At 60.9% G+C, this 16,381-nt stretch carries 19 protein-coding genes; 1 reads left to right on the top strand and 18 read right to left on the bottom strand.

The genetic code is table 11. The annotated features are described in order from the left end of the window. Window positions 1–82 precede the first annotated feature (82 nt). The 16 genes from BCM02_RS15520 to BCM02_RS15445 all read right to left on the bottom strand — a co-directional run bounded on the left by BCM02_RS15520 (window position 83) and on the right by BCM02_RS15445 (window position 14,449). Window positions 83–472, bottom strand: coding sequence for a hypothetical protein (locus BCM02_RS15520; protein ID WP_148930007.1), 390 nt, complete (start codon window positions 470–472; stop codon window positions 83–85). Between the two features lie 42 nt (window positions 473–514). After that, window positions 515–1,063 (bottom strand): hypothetical protein, encoded by a 549-nt coding sequence (locus tag BCM02_RS15515; protein WP_148930006.1) that lies wholly within the window; start codon window positions 1,061–1,063, stop codon window positions 515–517. A gap of 10 nt (window positions 1,064–1,073) precedes the next feature. After that, complete coding sequence (locus BCM02_RS15510) at window positions 1,074–2,066, bottom strand: SMI1/KNR4 family protein (protein ID WP_246183406.1); 993 nt, start codon at window positions 2,064–2,066, stop codon at window positions 1,074–1,076. A gap of 380 nt (window positions 2,067–2,446) precedes the next feature. Continuing rightward, window positions 2,447–3,361 (bottom strand): DMT family transporter, encoded by a 915-nt coding sequence (locus BCM02_RS15505; RefSeq protein ID WP_148930004.1) that lies wholly within the window; start codon window positions 3,359–3,361, stop codon window positions 2,447–2,449. A gap of 58 nt (window positions 3,362–3,419) precedes the next feature. Continuing rightward, entirely contained in the window at window positions 3,420–3,857 is a 438-nt protein-coding gene (locus BCM02_RS15500) for a MerR family transcriptional regulator (RefSeq protein ID WP_148930003.1), read from the bottom strand. Between the two features lie 267 nt (window positions 3,858–4,124). Continuing rightward, complete coding sequence (locus tag BCM02_RS15495; protein WP_148930002.1) at window positions 4,125–5,462, bottom strand: LLM class flavin-dependent oxidoreductase; 1,338 nt, start codon at window positions 5,460–5,462, stop codon at window positions 4,125–4,127. Further along, window positions 5,459–6,103 (bottom strand): DinB family protein, encoded by a 645-nt coding sequence (locus BCM02_RS15490; protein WP_148930001.1) that lies wholly within the window; start codon window positions 6,101–6,103, stop codon window positions 5,459–5,461. The genes BCM02_RS15495 and BCM02_RS15490 overlap by 4 nt, the downstream gene beginning before the upstream one ends. 15 nt (window positions 6,104–6,118) lie before the next feature. Continuing rightward, window positions 6,119–7,312 carry an N-methyl-L-tryptophan oxidase gene (gene solA, locus BCM02_RS15485; RefSeq protein WP_148930000.1) on the bottom strand — a complete coding sequence of 398 codons (1,194 nt, stop codon included), beginning with the start codon at window positions 7,310–7,312 and terminating at the stop codon, window positions 6,119–6,121. After that, entirely contained in the window at window positions 7,309–8,496 is a 1,188-nt protein-coding gene (locus BCM02_RS15480) for an amidohydrolase (RefSeq protein WP_148929999.1), read from the bottom strand. Before BCM02_RS15480 ends, solA begins: the two co-directional genes overlap by 4 nt. Before the next feature lie 22 nt (window positions 8,497–8,518). Further along, the gene (locus BCM02_RS15475; RefSeq protein ID WP_148929998.1) at window positions 8,519–9,529 is read right to left on the bottom strand and encodes an LLM class flavin-dependent oxidoreductase; all 1,011 of its coding nucleotides are present in this window, start codon (window positions 9,527–9,529) and stop codon (window positions 8,519–8,521) included. 11 nt (window positions 9,530–9,540) lie between these two features. Continuing rightward, entirely contained in the window at window positions 9,541–10,293 is a 753-nt protein-coding gene (locus BCM02_RS15470) for an amino acid ABC transporter ATP-binding protein (protein WP_148929997.1), read from the bottom strand. Continuing rightward, the gene (locus tag BCM02_RS15465) at window positions 10,290–11,000 is read right to left on the bottom strand and encodes an amino acid ABC transporter permease (protein ID WP_148929996.1); all 711 of its coding nucleotides are present in this window, start codon (window positions 10,998–11,000) and stop codon (window positions 10,290–10,292) included. Before BCM02_RS15465 ends, BCM02_RS15470 begins: the two co-directional genes overlap by 4 nt. Continuing rightward, the gene (locus BCM02_RS15460; RefSeq protein WP_148929995.1) at window positions 10,990–11,784 is read right to left on the bottom strand and encodes an amino acid ABC transporter permease; all 795 of its coding nucleotides are present in this window, start codon (window positions 11,782–11,784) and stop codon (window positions 10,990–10,992) included. Before BCM02_RS15460 ends, BCM02_RS15465 begins: the two co-directional genes overlap by 11 nt. A 36-nt stretch (window positions 11,785–11,820) precedes the next feature. Continuing rightward, a complete protein-coding gene (locus BCM02_RS15455) occupies window positions 11,821–12,693 on the bottom strand; it encodes a transporter substrate-binding domain-containing protein (protein ID WP_425466180.1) in 873 nt (290 codons plus the stop codon). A gap of 86 nt (window positions 12,694–12,779) precedes the next feature. Next, window positions 12,780–13,319 carry a GNAT family N-acetyltransferase gene (locus BCM02_RS15450; RefSeq protein ID WP_148929993.1) on the bottom strand — a complete coding sequence of 180 codons (540 nt, stop codon included), beginning with the start codon at window positions 13,317–13,319 and terminating at the stop codon, window positions 12,780–12,782. Window positions 13,320–13,570: 251 nt separating this feature from the next. Then, window positions 13,571–14,449, bottom strand: coding sequence for a LysR family transcriptional regulator (locus BCM02_RS15445; RefSeq protein ID WP_148929992.1), 879 nt, complete (start codon window positions 14,447–14,449; stop codon window positions 13,571–13,573). 134 nt (window positions 14,450–14,583) lie between these two features. Between BCM02_RS15445 and BCM02_RS15440 the strand changes: the two genes are divergently transcribed. Further along, a complete protein-coding gene (locus BCM02_RS15440; protein ID WP_246183390.1) occupies window positions 14,584–15,114 on the top strand; it encodes a GNAT family N-acetyltransferase in 531 nt (176 codons plus the stop codon). 96 nt (window positions 15,115–15,210) lie between these two features. Here the strand turns inward: BCM02_RS15440 and BCM02_RS35990 are convergent, their stop codons facing one another. Both BCM02_RS35990 and BCM02_RS35985 read right to left on the bottom strand, forming a co-directional pair. Then, window positions 15,211–15,729: a DUF3231 family protein gene (locus BCM02_RS35990; protein WP_246183389.1), complete on the bottom strand. Its 519-nt coding sequence runs from the start codon at window positions 15,727–15,729 to the stop codon at window positions 15,211–15,213. Window positions 15,730–15,801: 72 nt separating this feature from the next. Further along, entirely contained in the window at window positions 15,802–16,170 is a 369-nt protein-coding gene (locus BCM02_RS35985; RefSeq protein WP_246183388.1) for a DUF3231 family protein, read from the bottom strand. Between the last annotated feature and the right edge of the window lie 211 nt (window positions 16,171–16,381).

The raw sequence follows: 16,381 nt of genomic DNA, 5'->3' as shown, positions 1-16,381 counted from the left end.
GCGGATTCGAAGGCTTCCGAATCGTATGGCTCGTTAAGCATGTACACGCTGGCGGCGCTCGATGCGTTCAGGCGCGGCGCGTTCACGTCGCATCCGCCGGAATCTGGCATAGCACGTATCGCCCCGTCCATTGCGTCGTCGCGGCGATCGCCGTTTGGCCGTTCCGTTCGAAGAAAAGCGCCGCGCCTTCCTGATCCTTGAACGTCCAGCCTCGATCCGTAAACCAACGTTTGACCTTCTCTTTGGCGCCGTCCGTCTTCGTCAGATACCAGTCGAAGCGCGCGTCGTCCGCCACCTTCGCAAGCGTGTCCTGGGGCGCCTGCCGGACGATCGCGAGCGCCTCGCGCTTGCTAACCGAATCGAACGGCAGGGGTGGATAATAGCTTTTGCTCCACAAGACCATACCCGCGATGGCGGCTAAGCCGAGGAGCAGCAGTCCGGATACATAGGCTCCTAATCGACTGGTTGTCATCCCTGTCACCTCCGTTGATGGCAAACTTTCGCAGTGCCGAAGCTAGTTCGGCGAATTCAGCAAGCTGCCCGCTTCGTCGTAGTATTTGTAACCGAAACGATAGGAGTCTTCCTCTGTCTTAGGCAGCTCCAGCCAAGTTGCCGACTTCTGGCGGACAGGGAACGTCTGCACGATCGACTCGTCGTTGACGGACAGCTCGAGCTTCGCGACTTCGCTTCGTTCGTTAGCTATGAAGAGAAAGTTCGGAACGGCGCCTTCCGGGCCGTGAATGAGGAAAGAAGCGAAATCTTCGTTACTCGGTCCCGTGCCGCTGCTCCATGCGTAATTGCCCTTATCGTTCCGATTGAATTCAATATAGGCCGGTTTGTTATTCGCCAAAAAAGCGACGTAGCGGTCATCGCCGATATCCCTGGTTTCCAGCAGCTCGACCTCGGCGCCGCGATAGCCGTCGATCGATTGAATGACTTGGATGACCGATTCGTTGTCATTGCCGTACAGCTGCTTGTCCTTGCCCGACGTATAAAGGATGAGAATCGCTAGCAGCGCGACGGCGGCGAGAATGAAGCCGTTCGCTTTATATTTCCGGTTCATGCCGCCCCTCCTACTCGTCCGTCATTTCGGTCAAGCTGGACATGAAGTCCTCGAACGAAGCCGCGATCGGCATGGTCGTCACGCCGATTATCGCCATGCCGTCCGCATACACGCCTTCTTCCCACTCTTCCACCACCTGCACGATCGGCGGACTGTCGTCCGTCTCTTCGCGGTAATCGAAGAAATAATATTCGCCGAACGGATCCCAAGCGAACGGAACGAGCTTATCCGGGAAGCCGCGGCTCTCGACGAACACGCGATGCTTAGCGGGCAAATAATCTTCGCTGGCTTGATCGAAATTCAGAAACCCGCTCAGCAGCAGCGTGCCCTCGCCGTCCGGCAGCACGACCTGCATGACCGATTCCGGCTGCGAGCCGCTCTCCAGCAAGCGGAGGAACGCGGGCGGATATGGGAACTCGCCGGGTTCGCCGGCAATCTTATGCTCGGGCGGAGGCGGCGGCAATTCCTCTTCCTCGGGCGGCGTACCGGTCTCGTCGGGGGTCAGCAGCGTCGAATGCATGGGGCCGTCAATCAATTCAAAATAAGGCATCGTCGCCAAACTAACCGCAGACTCCGGCCTCATGGAGACGCCAACCAGTTTATCCAAACCCTCGTACTCCGAGAATGGATTCATGGCGACCAGCACGAGCAGAAACAACGCCGCAATGCCTCGGCGCCAGTAACGCGGCCCCCTCCTTGCCTGCACTCGCCCTTCCTCTTCCGCTTCCGCATCCTCCACGGGATCGGCCAACTCTTCCCGCCAATCGGCGTCCGCCGTCAACGCGGCGATCAGCTCATCGGCCTCTTCGTACCGGTCTCCCGGCACGTGAAGCTCGATCGGGAACGGCGCGCTCCCCATAAATACGCGCATATAGCCGCCAGCCCCCGGCTCGCGCCGGAAATACGGGATGCCTTCCGCTTGCAGCAATTGCTCGAAGAACATCGCCTCCAGCTCGCTGCAATCGCGTAGTTTCACATAATGGCGCCGATCCGCCAGCTTCATATCCAACTTGCTCTCCTCCTCTATTCATAGCTCTTGCGAGCTCGATCCGTCGTTAAGGTACCATATTGTACCACGAATTCCAATATCCCCATACCTCTATCTTTTTGACGACGGTGCTGCCCATTTTGTTCCACTGCCTACAGCCAAAATGGCAATTGGGAAGACGCCTATATTCGGTACCTCAAGCTACGCAAGCTCGGGCTCGTCAAACCGAATCTCACGGCCGAAATGCCGTTCGAGCGCATCCGCGATTATACGGCGCGCTTCGGCCATCAGCTGTTCATATTGCACGCAAAAAAGCCCGCCCGCCGCGATGCGCAAGCGCAAACACAGCCAAGCAGGCTCTCTCATTGTTGCCCGAATAACAAAATCGCCGGCGGCTAGGCGCCCTTAACTCCCAAGCCCGTCTTCGGCTCGCCCGGCAGCCGCCGCTTCATGTTCGTGATCGCGACGCCGGCCAGGATCAACACGCCGCCGCCGAGCTGCGCGAGCAGGATCGGATCGCCCAGCACGAAATGACTGACGATGATCGCGATGAACGGCGGGATGTTCATGAACATCGCGCTCATGGACGCGCCCGCCACCGCGATGCCGGAATTCCACCAGAAGCCGGCCAGTCCTTGGCCGATGACGGCGACGCAGACGAGCAGCGCCCACGTGAACACGCGATGGCTCGCGTGTAGATCGCCGTTCATCGCTTCGACCGCGACGGCCGGCGACATGAGGATCGTGCCGATCACCGTAGCGTAGATCGTGACCTCGTACGAGGACATTCCCGCCGTCAGCTTGCGGATGAATAGCAGGCTGACCGACATTCCCAGCATGGCGACCAGCAAATAGAAGTCGCCGTGCGAGATGCCGAGCTCCTTGCCGCCGTACAGCACGATGCAGACGACGCCAATGAGCGCCACGATCGCGCCGGTCAGCTTTTGCCCGGTGATGACCTCCTTCAGGAAGATGCGCGACAGCAGCGTCGTCGCGATGGGGGAGAGCGCGACGATCAGCGCGGCATTGCCCGCCGTCGACTCCTTCAGACCGGTAAAATAAAACAGCTGATTGATCAGCGTGCCGGTTATGCCGGCCATGAGCAGGAGTCCCCACTCGCGCTTCGTCGGCCGCCGCATCGATTTGTTGATGAGCGCAACCGAGATGAGGAAGAGCGACATGACGACCAGCCTCGCGAACGACAGGAAGATCGGCGAGAATTCGCGCAGCATGTACGCGCTCGCCACGTAGTTGCCTCCCCACAGCAGGGAGACGCCCCATAATTTAAGATATACCGTACGATCCGACATGTAAGAGATTCTCCTTGGTTGAAAATATGCCGGGACGGATTCAGCCCGCCCCTTTCCGCTATGCGCGCGGACTGCGCTTCAGCGCGTTCGCCCGCGCGAGCCGCTCGGAGAATCCATCCCGCAGCGTCCGCAGCTTTTCCATTTTCTCGTCGATGTGTCCGAGAATGTTCTCCAGCCGACGCGTCGCCTCGTCCAGCAGCGCATCGCGCTCCTCTTCCGTATGCGGCTCCTCGTAATATGAAGCTTTAAGCCGGTCCAGTTCTTCCTCCGCCTGCAAAATATCGCGAATCTCCTGCAGCGAAGCGCCAAGCACCTGCTTCAGCTTCAAAATATGCCGGGTGCGCGCCAGCATGCTCTCGCAATAGAGCCGATGGCGGCCTTCGGTGCGCGAGACGTCCGGCAGCAGACCGACTTCCTCGTAATAATGCAGCGTTCGTGCGGTAATGCCAAGCTGCTGCGTCACTTCTTCCACCGTATATTTGCGGGTATCCGTCATGAGGCGGAGGCAGCCTCCTCTCTTCCGTTGCTTCATGTTCTTCCTACCATACCAGATTTTGAAGCTTACGTTAACGTTAGATTTTGGTTGAACAAGGTGAAACAGCTGCGCCGTCCGTTGGCGGCACAGCAAGTTTCATTCCGGAGAAATAGAAGATTAATTATATACGTGAAAACTATAAATTCTTATATTTCAAGAAAAAACCTTTGCGGGCGACGGTACATTCACCGTCCGCAAAGGTTTCCTGCTCGCTCGCGCTATGCCGCCTTACACGCGCTCCGCCGTTTTCTTGGCTTCCGCGTAACGATTCGCCGGAATCGGCAGTCCCAAATTCCCGCGCAGCGTATCGCTCTCGTACTCGGTGCGGAACAAGCCCCGCTCTTGGAGAATCGGCACGACGTGCGTAATGAAATCTTCCAGCCCGCGCGGCACCGAGGTCCCGACCATGAAACCGTCGGCGGCGCCCGCCTCGAACCACTCCTGCACCCGGTCCGCGACCTGCTCCGGCGTGCCGATGAAGGTCGGACGAGGCGTCGCGACCGACAGCGCGACCTGCCGCAGCGTCAGCCCCTTCTCCTTCGCCTGCGCCTTAATCCGGTCGGTGCTGCTCTGGAAGCTGTTGCGGCCCAGGTCGCCCAGTTCAGGGAACGGCGCGTCCAGATCGTACTGGGAGAAATCGTGGTGCTCGAAGAAGCGGCCCAGATAGAGCAGCGCGTTCTCCGGCGACACGAGGTCGACGACCTCCTGGTATTTGCGCTCCGCTTCCTCTTCGGTCGCGCCGATGACCGGCCCTATGCCCGGGAAGATCAGAACGTCGTCCGGATTCCGGCCGAATCCGACCGCGCGGCGCTTCACGTCCTGATAGAACGCGATCGCCTCCTCGATCGTTTCGTGTCCGGTGAAGATGGCGTCGGCCTCCTTGGCCGCGTAGTTCTTCCCAACCTCGGATGAGCCCGCCTGGAAAATAACCGGACGGCCTTGCTTGCTGCGCGCGATGTTCAGCGGACCTTTCACCGAGAAAAATTCGCCCTCGTGATCTAGCGCGTGCATTTTCGCCGGATCGAAGAACACCCCGGCATCCTTGTCGCGCACGAACGCGTCGTCTTCCCACGAATCCCACAACCCTCGCGTTACCTCGAGATATTCCGTCGCGATCCGGTACCGCTTGGCATGGTCCGGATGCTCCTTCTTCCCGTAATTGAGCGCCGAGCCTTCGAGCGGGGAGGTCACGACGTTCCACCCCGCGCGGCCGCCGCTGATAACGTCGAGCGAGCCGAACTGGCGCGCCACCGTGAACGGCTCGCTATAGGACGTCGACAGCGTCCCGACGAGTCCGATATGTTGGCTAACCGAAGCGAGCGCGCTCAAGATCGTGATCGGCTCGAACCGGTTCAAGAAGTGGGGAATCGACTTCTCGTTAATATAGAGGCCGTCCGCAATGAAGGCGAGGTCAAATTTACCGGCTTCGGCTTGCTCGACCCAGCGTTTGTATACCTCGAAATTGACGCTCGCGTCGGACGGAACGTCCGGGTGACGCCAGAGCGAAGTGCTGCTGCCGACGCCGTGAAGCATCGCGCCGAGCTTCAATTGCCTGCGTTTGCTCATGCCGGATGCCCTCCTTGCGAAGCGGCCGCCGATAGCGCCGCGGACGACTCGCTTCCGATGCCTGCGGATGGAACGCCGCTCGCAGATACGCCCGCGGATGGCAGGCTGCACGACGATGCTTCGCCGGAAGCGGCCGCAGGAACCCAAGTCGCCGGCCGACCGGCTTCGCCGCCCCGCTCCGCCTCGTACGCCTGCTTAATCCGCTCGATCTGGTTCAGATGCGTCTGGACATGCTTGGCGAAGCCGCGGATGATGTCGCGGACGCGCACCGTCTCGCCTTTGAAATTAATGCCGCTCTTGTCGAATTCCGCTTCGCCGAGCCGGCGGAACAGCTGGCCGTTGTAGCGAAGCAGTCCCCAGAACGCGTCGAGAATCTCGTAGACGTCGCTGTCGTTCGCATGCTGCCCGGACACCCACAGATCTTGGTTGAACGCCGGCAGCTGCGCTTTCGTGTCCGCGAGAATATCCCGAATGCGGAAGGAGACGACGATATTATGGTCGGCCAGGTGGGCCAGCACTTCGGCGACGCTCCACGTGGTCTCGGATTGTTTCCATTTCAGTTGCTCTTCCCCAAGGCCCGCGATGGCCCGGGTTAACTGCAGATGGGTGTCCAGATAGGACTGGATATCGGTTTCGCTCATACGGTTCCCCTCCGTTTAATGGTCGTGTGCCGGCGCGGACGCCGGGTTGAAGCGAGAGAGCGCGAACAGACGGCTATACGCTCCGTCGGCGGCACCGTCGGCCATGTCGGCCAACAGTTCGCCGACCGCGCTCGCGAACTTGAAGCCGTGGCCGGAGAAGCCGCCCGCGATCAGCACGTGCGGGTGCTCCGGATGACGGTCGAGGATGAAATGTTCGTCCGGGGTCATCGCGTATTTGCAAGCCGAGCCGCGCAGCAGACGTCCGGCGGCGCCGGGCATGAAGGCGCCGAGCGCGCCGCGCAGATCGCCCTCGTCCTCGGCGTAACGGCCGAAGGGCGCAAGCGGCTCGCCCGGCTGCCATGGATGGCCGCCGTCGTGCCTGCCGATCTTCAGCCCCGTCCCCGCGATATCCGGGAAGCCGTAGTACACGCCGCCCGCGGTCGCCATCGTGAATCCCGGGAATGTTCCTGCCCGGAAGCCGCCTTCGCGCGTCTCGAACCAGCCGACGACTTTGCGAAGGGGGCGGATCGGCAGCGGCAGGAAGTCGGCCAGACCGCCGAACCAGGCGCCGGCGCACAGCACGGCCGCCCCGGCATGGTAATCGCCATGCGGCGTATGCGCGCTTACGCTTCCAGCGCGGGCCGTAACGCCGATTACCGGCGTGCCGGTCAGCAACTTCGCGCCATGAGCCAGCGCAAGCTTCCGGTAGGCGGCTACGCATCGCTCGCTGAACAAATAGCCGGCTTCCGGCTCGTACAGCGCCTCGAACCGATCGGGCAGCGCAAGACCCGGCCAGCGGCGGCGGATGTCCGCCGCGTCCAGCAGCTCGGCGGACACGCCCAGCCGAACCGCGTCCGAATATCGGCCGCGATGCGAGTGAACGTCCGGGTCGGCGATATTGAGCACGCCGGACTTCGCGAGCAGGCGCTCGCCCGTCAGCGCCTCCGCCTCCTCCCACAAGTGCTGGGCGCGCAGCGCAAGAGGGACGTACGCGTCCCCGCCGCTATAGGCGTGCCGGATCAGCCGCGTCTCGCCATGGTGGCTGCCTTCGCCGTGCGGCGGATCGAACGCGTCGAGCAGCAGCACGCGGGCTCCCCGCTTGGCCAGCTGATAGCCGGCGCTCATGCCCATGGAGCCCGCGCCGACGACGAGGAAGTCGTAGACGCGCTCGGCGGCCGTGGTTCCGCGGTTGCCGCCCGCCCGGCTCATCCGGCGAGATTCCCGCCTGCTTCGCCCGCGAAATGCGCGAGCGCCCGAACCGCCGCCGCGGCGAGGAAATCGGCCGCGACCGGCAGCGCGCGTTCGTCCAGATCGAACGCAGGATGGTGCCACTCCTGCGGTCCGGACGTGCCGAGGAAGACGAACAGTCCCGGCACGAGTTGCTGATACACCGCGAAATCTTCGCCCGCCGGCGAAGGAACGGGCACGACCGGCAGCAGGCCAAGTTGCTCCGCTTCCTGCCAAGCGAGCGCGGCCAGACTCTCGTCGTTGCGGACCGGGGGCGGACCTTCGATCCACCGCAGCTTGGCGGTCGTGCCGTATGCGGCCGCGACGCCGTCCACGATCTGGGCGAAGCGCGTTATCACGCGGCTGCGCACCTGCTCGTCGAACGTGCGGATCGTCCCTTCGAGCACAGCCAACTCCGGGATGACGTTCCAGATCGTGCCGCTGTGCAGCTTCGTCACGCTGACGACCGCGCTGTCGAGCGAGCCGACGCTGCGGCTGACGATCGACTGCAGCGCGGTCACGATATGCGCCGCCGACACGATCGGGTCGATGCCGGCTTCGGGCACCGCGGCGTGCGAGCCGAGACCGGCCACCTCCACGATGAACCCGTCCGCGGCCGCCATGATCGGGCCGCCCTTGATGCCGATCGTGCCGACGGGCAGATCCGGCTTGTTATGCAGGCCGAACACGGCGAGCACGCCGTCAAGCGCCCCGCTCTCGACCACCTTCCGCGCGCCCGAAGCCTTCTCTTCCGCGGGCTGGAACAGCAGCCGAACCGTTCCGGCCAGCTCCGCCTCGCGCTCCTTCAACAAATAAGCGGCGCCGATCAAGGCGGCCGTATGGAAATCATGGCCGCAGGCATGCATCTTGCCCGGATGCTCGGACGCGAAAGGCAGCCCGGTCTCCTCTTGGATGGGCAGAGCGTCGATGTCCGCGCGCAGGGCGATGACCGGCCCCGGCCGCGCGCCGCCGATCTCGGCGATCAGCCCCGTCCGAAGCGGATAGGGGGCGATGCGGATGCCGGCGGCTTCCAGCCATCTGCGTATCCGGGCCGTCGTCTCGAACTCCTCGTGGGACAGCTCCGGATAACGGTGCAGCTCCCGCCGGATCTCGGTCAGGCGTCCCGACAGGGCCGCCGCGCTGCGAAGCGTCGTTTCGTTACTCATATCGCCCTCTCCTCGCTTTGCTTTATGCCGTCACTTCGGCGAACGCCTCGTTCAGCAATTCATAGGAGCGCACCCGCTTCTCGAACGGCGCGACGTTCGCCGTGACGATGAATTCGTCGACGCCGGCCGCCTCCTGCAGCTCCAGCAGCTTCGCGCGCACCGTCGCCTTGGAACCGGCCGCGATCAGCGGCGCTTTCTCCTCGATCGTATACGGCTCCCCGGACTGACGTCCGTATTCTTCCGCTTGCTCGATCGTGCCGAGCGTTACCTTCCGCCCGCTGGCCAAGTAAACTTTCACGAGCTTCTGAGGCGGGATCAAGCCTTGCGCCTCCTCATCCGTGTCCGCCACGATCGCGGATAACGCCAAGATCGCCTGCGGCGAGGCGCCGCTCGCGCCGTTGAATTCGGCTTTGTACTTCCGCACCGCCCGGATCGCCGCGTCTTCGTCCCCGCCGATGAACAGCGAGAACACGTACGGCAGGCCAAGGCTGGCCGCGAGCGCGGCGCTGTCCTCCGATGCGCCGAGCACGTACAGCTCCGGCGAGGCGAGCGGAATCGGCGTCGCCGCAAGTCCCGCCAACGGATCGCCTTCTTCGAGCTCGCCCGTCAGATGGCGGCGCAGCCCGACGATCTTGTCCGTGAGCGGCTCCGGATTCGCCACGCCCCGCTGCAGCGCCTGCGTGCTGCGGGGCAGCCCGCCCGGCGCGCGGCCGACGCCCAGATCGACGCGCCCCGGCGCGAGCGAGGCGAGCACGTTGAAGTTCTCCGCGACTTTGTAGGGGCTGTAATGCTGAAGCATAATGCCGCCGGAGCCGACGCGGATGCGGTCCGTCTTCGCCAGCAGATACGCGATCAGCACTTCGGGCGACGAGCCGGCCAGATGCTCCGAATCGTGGTGCTCCGACACCCAGAAGCGCCGGAAGCCGAGCGCCTCCGCGCGCCGGGCGAGCTCTACCGTCTTCGCCAAGGCGTCTTCTGCCGTTTCGCCCGGGTAGATCGGGCTTTGATCCAATATGCTCAATGAGACGGTCATCCTCATTCCTCCTAAATCGTATAGCTCGCCTCCGGCGTCAGCCGCTTCAGGAACTGCCTCGTCCGCTCTTCCTTCGGATTGCCGAACAGCTGCGCGGGCGGCCCTTCCTCGACGATGACCCCTTCGTCCATGAACACGACGCGATTCGCCACGTCCTGGGCGAAGCCCATCTCGTGGGTCACGATGATCATCGTGATGCCCTCCTTCGCGATGCGCCGGATGACGGCCAGCACTTCGCCGACCAACTCGGGGTCAAGCGCCGAAGTCGGCTCGTCGAACAAGATGACCTCCGGCTCGAGCGCTAGCGCCCGCGCGATGCCGACGCGCTGCTGCTGTCCGCCGGAGAGCCGGCTCGGATAGGCGTCCAGCTTCGCGCCGAGACCGACTTTCTCCAGCAGGGCGATGCCCCGCTTGCGCGCCTCGTCCTTGCTCATTTTCTTCACGACGACGAGACCTTCCATAACATTCTCGAGCGCCGTCTTGTGGCTGAACAAATTGTATTGCTGGAACACCATCGCGGAGCGCCGGCGCAGCGCATGGACGTCCTTCTTCCCGGCGCGCCTGGCGTCCAGCGCCTGATCGCCGATGCGAATTTCGCCTTCGCCCGGCTTCTCCAAGTAATTGATGCACCGAAGCAGCGTCGTTTTGCCCGAGCCGCTCGGCCCGAGAATCGCGACGACTTCCCCCTTCCCGACGTGAAGGTCGATGCCTTTGAGCACCTCCTGCCGCCCGAAGCTCTTGCGGATGCCGCTTAGTCGGATCATGCTACCCCTCCTCTGCTATACAGGCTGATCCGCCGCTCGATCGCCGCCGCGATCCGTTCGATCGCGATCGTCAGCCCCCAGAAAATAATCGCGGCAGCCAAATACGCCTCGAAATATTTCCAGTTCGTCGACGCGACGATCTGCGCCTTCGCGTTCAAATCGACGACCGACACGGTAAACGCGAGCGTCGATCCGTGCAGCATGCCGATGACGGAGTTCGTCAAGTTCGGCAAGGCGGCCGCGACCGCCTGCGGGAACACGATGCGCCGAATCGCCTGCGGCACCGTCATGCCGACCGACAGCGCGGCTTCCATCTGGCCGCGGTCGATGGCCATCAGACCGGAGCGAACCACTTCGGACATATAAGCGCCGGCCGTAATGGAGAAGGAGACGAACGCGAACGCGATCATCGGCACCTTGGCCGAGTTCCAGCCGAGATCGAACTGCGCGGATAACGCGTCGATCAGCAGCGGCAGGCTGAAATAAATGAGCAGCAGATGCACGAGCATCGGCGTCCCCCGGATGAACGTCACGTAGCCGCTCGCGATTTGCGCCAGCACCGGAATGCGATACATGCGCGCGAGCGCCGTACCCGTGCCGATGACGAAGCCGCACGTGACGGAGACGAGCGTCAGAATAAGCGTCGTCGGAATCGCCGGCAGCAGTCCGACGAACGCGGTCCAGATAAAGGATGGATCAAGCTTCATATCGTGGCACCTCCTTGCCGCTCACCTCCGGGGACCGCTCGCGCATCGGCTTGCGTCCGCGCCACAACCGCCAGCGACGTTCCGCGTCCGCCGCGTCCCTCCGCATATGGCGCTGCAGCTTGCGCTCGAAGAGCAGCAGAATCCGTTCTAGCGTGAAGCTGACAGCCAAATAGATAATGGCCAGCGCGATATACGTCTCCATGAAATGGCGGGTCAGCGTGCCGAGCGTCTGCGCCTTGCCCGTCAGTTCCATAACGCCCAGCGCGAAGGCGAGCGACGTCTCCTTCAGCATGGCGATGACCAAGTTCGCGAATACCGGCACGGCGATCGCGATCGCCTGCGGCAGCACGATGCGCGCGAACGCCTGGTAGCCCGACATGCCCACCGAGTAGGCTGCTTCCACCTGTCCCCGATCCACGGCCGTCACCGCCGCCCTGATGATCTCCGAGATCGTCGCTCCGGCGTTCAGGCCGAACGTGACGATGACGAAGAACAGCACCGGTAACTTGGTCACGTCGATATAGACGAGCTTCAGCAGCTCCGGCAGCCCGTAATAGAACAGGAACAGCTGGATGAGGATCGGCGTGCCCCGGAAGAACGACGTGTACACCTGGGACAACCGCTGCAGCACCGGCACCTTGTACAGCCTGGGGAGCGCCGCCAGCAGGCCGACGATTAGCCCGATTCCGATGGCGCCCGCCACGATCGCCAGCGTCAGATGCAGCACCTGCAGCAGCTTGGGGATAAAATCAAAAATGTAGGTGATATCGAAGCCATACTCCATCCGTCGCTCTCACCTTTCTCGTCTTAGTGCCGTACGCTATTTGACCGTATCTGCCGTAAAGTCGCTGCCCAGCCATTCTTCGCTCAGCTTGCCGAGCGTGCCGTCGGATTTGATCTCCGTCAGCGCGCCGTCGATCGCGTCCGCGAGCTTCTGCGCTTCCGGTTCGTCCTTGCGGAAAATAAACAGGATATCCGCCTCGGACAACGGCTCCCCGACCGTCTTCAGCTTCTTCTGCGGATCTTCCAGCGCCAGCGCGAAGTCGGCGCCGATCGTCGCGTCGACGCGGCCGCTCGCGATCTGGTTGATCGAATCGTTGGCGGCGCTGCCCTCGTAGACGATCTCGATTTTCTTGTCGTGATCCTTGTTGTAATTCTCGAGAATCTGATTGCCCGCGCTCGTCGGACTCGTGATCGCCTTCTTGCCGGCAAGGTCATCCAGCGTCTGGACCGAATCGTTGTCCTTGGCGACGATGATCCGGTTGCGCCAGTGCGCGTAAGGCACTTTGTTGAACAGGTACTTCTGCTCGCGCTCCGGGTTCTTCTCCATCTCGTGCGCCACGAAGTCGATCTTCTTCGTCTCCAAGCTCAGCAAGAGGTTCGAGAACTCCATCGTCTGGAATTCGAATTCGTACGCCGCCAGCCGCTCGTCGATCTCGCGCACCAGCTCCACGTCGAAGCCGGTCAGCTTGCCGTTCTCGTCGATGAAGCAAATTTGCGGGAATTCCGTGCCCGTGCCGACGACGATTTTCGTCACCTCGCCGCCAGCTTTGGCATTGCCGCCCGATGCTTCGGCCGACGCGTTCACCGCGTTATTGCCGCCTTCGTTATTGCTCGAGCCGCAGCCCGTAACGACCAGCGTCAAGGATAAAGCGGCCGCAGCCGCCGTCAACATTCTTCTTTTCATCTTCATGCCCCTCCATATTTAGGCGAACGGCCGCGCCCATGAGCGGGTCGCCTTGCCGGTTTCGCCGTTTCTAATTTGATGCCGCGCGCGTGTTATTGCCCGGCCGCCTGCCGCCGATCTCCGTTTCGCCGCGCGAACAAATCCGGATCGATCACCTTGCGCAGCAAATGCATCGTGCCGTCCCCGTTGCCGGGGTCGAACGCGCGAATGCTCTCGTAGCCCCGGCGCAGATACATCGGCAGCAGCCAAGGATGGCGCTCCGCCGTGCCGAGCGTGACCGCCGGCTCGCCGATCCGCTCGCGGATGACTTCGTATTCCACCCAGGTCAGCAGCTTGTCGCCGTACCCTTTGCCTTGCTCGTCCGGATGAACGGCGAACCATTTGATGAACGGATAATCCGTAAAGTCCTTCACTTCGTTCCCTTTGGACAGCGTGATGGTCGCCTTAATGACGCCGTCCGCCTCCAACACGTAGCATTCGTTCCGAATGATGTTATCCCTCACGAGCGCGACGTCCGCATGGGCTGCCGGCCAGTTCAACTTCAGCTCCCGAATGAGCGAATACGCCCCGTAGATGACTTCGCGCAGCCGCGCCGCATCGTCCACGCCTGCCAAACGGAACACTTCCCCCATGACTTCACCCCTTCTATTTGCGCGAATATAATTCCCATGTGTTTAATGGGATTTAAGATGCTACTACTGTATCACCGCCTCTTGACGTCGCGCTAATAGAGTTTCTCTATAGATGGATTGAAGAATAGCAAATTGGTTGGGCATGCAAATTGGTTTGAATATGCAAATTGGTTTGAATATGCAAATTGGTTTGAGCAGATGTAATGCTGCTCAGCATTTTGCACAGATGTTATGCTGCTCGGCATTTTGCCTCAAATACTATACATGCTCTCTTTCGCCAAAATCGCGTGGATGAATTCCTCGTTCTCCCCGGTCAGGGCGATCAGGTTCGTATACAGCGAGATGCCCTTCGTTTCCTCGATCTCGACGGGAATGAGGCTCCCCCGCTCCTCTTCCTCCTTGGCGCACAAGCCCGGCAAGAAGCAGATGCCCGCCTTCTGAAGCACGAGTTTCTTGGCGGTCTCGGAGTTGTCGGCGTGGAACGCGATATGCGGCTTATGCTCGAGATGCTCGAAGACGCGGTGCAGCCGCAGCCAATCGAGCGAACCGCACTCGAAGAAGACGAGCGTCTGATGGCGAATCTCGCCGATCGTCACCCGGCGCGTCTCGGCGAACGGATGTCCCTCATAGACGTAGAGTCGGATCGGATCTTCATAGAACGGATAAGATTGCAGCGAAGGATGGCTCAGCTTGCGCACGAACGCGAGGTCGATCTCGCGGTCGAGCAGCTTTTTGACCAGCTCGTCGGACGGCGCGGTCGTAAGCTTGAACGCAAGCTCGGGGAAGTGGCGGCGCAGCTGCGGCAGAATATCCGGGATCAAATAATTGGACACCGACACCGTGCTGCCGATGCGCAGCTCTTGGGGACGGACGACCCGGTCCTGCAGGTGGAGCCGGCCCTTCTGGATCGTCTGAAGTATTTGCTGGGCATAAGGAAGGAACTGCTTGCCTTTCTCCGTCAGCATGATCTGCTTGCCTTGGCGGTCGAACAGCTTGCAGTCCAGCTCGCGCTCGAGCGTCTGAATGCGGGCGGTCACCGACGGCTGGGACAGGAATAACACCTCGGCCGCCTTGTTGAAGCTGCCGTAATGGTTGACGTACACGAACGCTTCGATGTTCTCGATATTCATGCATGGATCCCTCCTTGGAATGAATGGGCGCGATAGAAGTTTTCAATTCCAGCATTGAAATTAACTTTATCATATAGGAATAGTTGGGATTTTGGAATATAGTAGCCGTATGAAAAATGTAAAGGGGGATGCGCATGCATAATGCCGTTATCGAAGTGCGAGATGCGAGAGAGGAGGATCGTGGCGGCTTCATCGACGTGCTGCTAGCCGCTTACGTTCAATACGCGGACGTGCTGCCCGCCGGACGGTGGGAGACGTATCGGGCTTCGCTGCGCGCGTCGTTCGATGAAGGACGGCCGATCGCCCGTATCGTCGCCGTGCTGGAAGGGCGCATTCTCGGGAGTTTGCAGCTGTTCGGTTCTTCGGAGGAAGCGTACGGGATGCCGGAGCTGAACATTCGCAATCCGGTCTTTCGTTATTTGGCGGTCGCGCCCGAGGCCAGAGGCCGCGGCGTGGCGACGCTGCTCATCCGCGAGGCGATCCGCCGCGCCAAGACGCTCGGCGGCGATCGGCTGAATCTGCACACGACCGATGTAATGCAGGACGCGATCCGCCTGTACGAGCGGCTCGGCTTCGAGCGCGCGCCCGAGACGGACATGACCGGCGGCGAAGCGATCGTCAAAGGGTACCGGCTTGAGCTGAACGAGGCGGCGCTTCGGATCTAGAGGCGCACAAACGAAAAGGCGTCAAACGCTCTCGTTTGACGCCTTGCTACTTTCATCGCCATACGAATTTCCCCATCCCGAGCAGAGCCGCGGCGCTTACGTCTTCACCGCTAATTTATGCCGGTCCGGCGCATGCGGCGGCTGCTCCATCCAGCCATTCTCGATCATGATGTTCCCGCCGTCCTCGGCGTAATTTCCCGTTTCGGCGAACAGCTTGGCATAGGTGACGCTCAAATCATGTCTCGGGCTGACCGCGATCGAGTCCCCGAAATTACGTGCCTTGGCCGAGGACAGACTCGTAACGAAAAACAGCATCAGTTTGTCCGAGAACGGCGAAACCGTGCTCGTCGTTATCGTGTATTGGGGAGGGATCGTAGCGGGCAAATCCTCCTTGCTCAGCACGTTCAATAGGTCGCGGTTCTGTTTGTGATTGATGTTTTTGCCGCGGAGGAAATAATCCCGGATTTGCTGGGAATCCGCCACTTGGGCGAAACCGACCAACAGCACGGCCTTCAGCGTGTTGAACTGCAGGTTCGCGAAGATTTGCGAGATCTCGACGCCGAGTAACGGCCTTTTATCCCCCAACAATCCGTTGAAGAAGCTTTGCTTATGCACGATCTCCGGCTCGGAAGGAGCATATACGGCGGGCGGATATATAAGCCTTTGCGCTGCATCAAGTCCGTCATTTCACTTGGAGATCCCTTTGCGTAAATCGTGGCGCGATGTATTGGGCAAGGTAATTGCATAGAAGATCGTGCCGACCTTGAGCATCAAGTCCATGAACTCCAGGTAGAAATTATCCGAGAATAACCGGGGTACGCCCTTGTTCACATCCTTCTCCGTAAACCCCAGTGGCAGCGAGTGACGTTCGGGCCGATACATGTTCACAACGAAATCCGAGATATCCAAGGCCAGCTTGTCGCATTTTTTTAGAATGCGGTGGACTTCTTTATCTTCGACGGTCGCAAGGAAATGACTGATCAAGCAGTGCGACAGCGTATTGGCTATGTAAAAATTCCATAGGTTTCCTACCTCGGCCGACGTCATCTGAAGCATGATGGTTCATCGTGTCTACCTCCTCCCGGTGCAGGTCGTTGTCTCATACAATGCCCAACTCTTATAAAAGCATACTAAGATTAGCCTAAGCTTGGACATCCTGCAGTTGAATTCATCGCCATGGGACAAAAAAGAACCGCTCCCTCGAGCAGCTCTCCTGGCAGACGGTAGACGAAATATTCGCATCCGTCATACTGTTACGCATGATCAA

The organism is Paenibacillus methanolicus, assembly GCF_008124765.1.
GTDB lineage: Bacteria > Bacillota > Bacilli > Paenibacillales > Paenibacillaceae > Paenibacillus_Z > Paenibacillus_Z methanolicus.
Note: the sequence above shows the minus strand (reverse complement) of the source record. Positions and strands in the feature narration are given on the sequence as shown.

What these genes read in the sequence shown, in the direction of transcription:
- BCM02_RS15460 (WP_148929995.1), bottom strand. Translation starts at nt 11,784, where the DNA reads ATGGAGTATGGCTTCGATATCACCTACATTTTTGATTTTATCCCCAAG.
- BCM02_RS15520 (WP_148930007.1), bottom strand. Translation starts at nt 472, where the DNA reads ATGACAACCAGTCGATTAGGAGCCTATGTATCCGGACTGCTGCTCCTC.
- solA (WP_148930000.1), bottom strand. Translation starts at nt 7,312, where the DNA reads ATGAGCCGGGCGGGCGGCAACCGCGGAACCACGGCCGCCGAGCGCGTC.
- BCM02_RS15480 (WP_148929999.1), bottom strand. Translation starts at nt 8,496, where the DNA reads ATGAGTAACGAAACGACGCTTCGCAGCGCGGCGGCCCTGTCGGGACGC.
- BCM02_RS15470 (WP_148929997.1), bottom strand. Translation starts at nt 10,293, where the DNA reads ATGATCCGACTAAGCGGCATCCGCAAGAGCTTCGGGCGGCAGGAGGTG.
- BCM02_RS15500 (WP_148930003.1), bottom strand. Translation starts at nt 3,857, where the DNA reads ATGACGGATACCCGCAAATATACGGTGGAAGAAGTGACGCAGCAGCTT.
- BCM02_RS15515 (WP_148930006.1), bottom strand. Translation starts at nt 1,063, where the DNA reads ATGAACCGGAAATATAAAGCGAACGGCTTCATTCTCGCCGCCGTCGCG.
- BCM02_RS15510 (WP_246183406.1), bottom strand. Translation starts at nt 2,066, where the DNA reads ATGAAGCTGGCGGATCGGCGCCATTATGTGAAACTACGCGATTGCAGC.
- BCM02_RS15505 (WP_148930004.1), bottom strand. Translation starts at nt 3,361, where the DNA reads ATGTCGGATCGTACGGTATATCTTAAATTATGGGGCGTCTCCCTGCTG.
- BCM02_RS15455 (WP_425466180.1), bottom strand. Translation starts at nt 12,693, where the DNA reads ATGAAGATGAAAAGAAGAATGTTGACGGCGGCTGCGGCCGCTTTATCC.
- BCM02_RS15445 (WP_148929992.1), bottom strand. Translation starts at nt 14,449, where the DNA reads ATGAATATCGAGAACATCGAAGCGTTCGTGTACGTCAACCATTACGGC.
- BCM02_RS15475 (WP_148929998.1), bottom strand. Translation starts at nt 9,529, where the DNA reads ATGACCGTCTCATTGAGCATATTGGATCAAAGCCCGATCTACCCGGGC.
- BCM02_RS35985 (WP_246183388.1), bottom strand. Translation starts at nt 16,170, where the DNA reads ATGCTTCAGATGACGTCGGCCGAGGTAGGAAACCTATGGAATTTTTAC.
- BCM02_RS15440 (WP_246183390.1), top strand. Translation starts at nt 14,584, where the DNA reads ATGCATAATGCCGTTATCGAAGTGCGAGATGCGAGAGAGGAGGATCGT.
- BCM02_RS15490 (WP_148930001.1), bottom strand. Translation starts at nt 6,103, where the DNA reads ATGAGCGAAACCGATATCCAGTCCTATCTGGACACCCATCTGCAGTTA.
- BCM02_RS15495 (WP_148930002.1), bottom strand. Translation starts at nt 5,462, where the DNA reads ATGAGCAAACGCAGGCAATTGAAGCTCGGCGCGATGCTTCACGGCGTC.
- BCM02_RS15465 (WP_148929996.1), bottom strand. Translation starts at nt 11,000, where the DNA reads ATGAAGCTTGATCCATCCTTTATCTGGACCGCGTTCGTCGGACTGCTG.
- BCM02_RS15450 (WP_148929993.1), bottom strand. Translation starts at nt 13,319, where the DNA reads ATGGGGGAAGTGTTCCGTTTGGCAGGCGTGGACGATGCGGCGCGGCTG.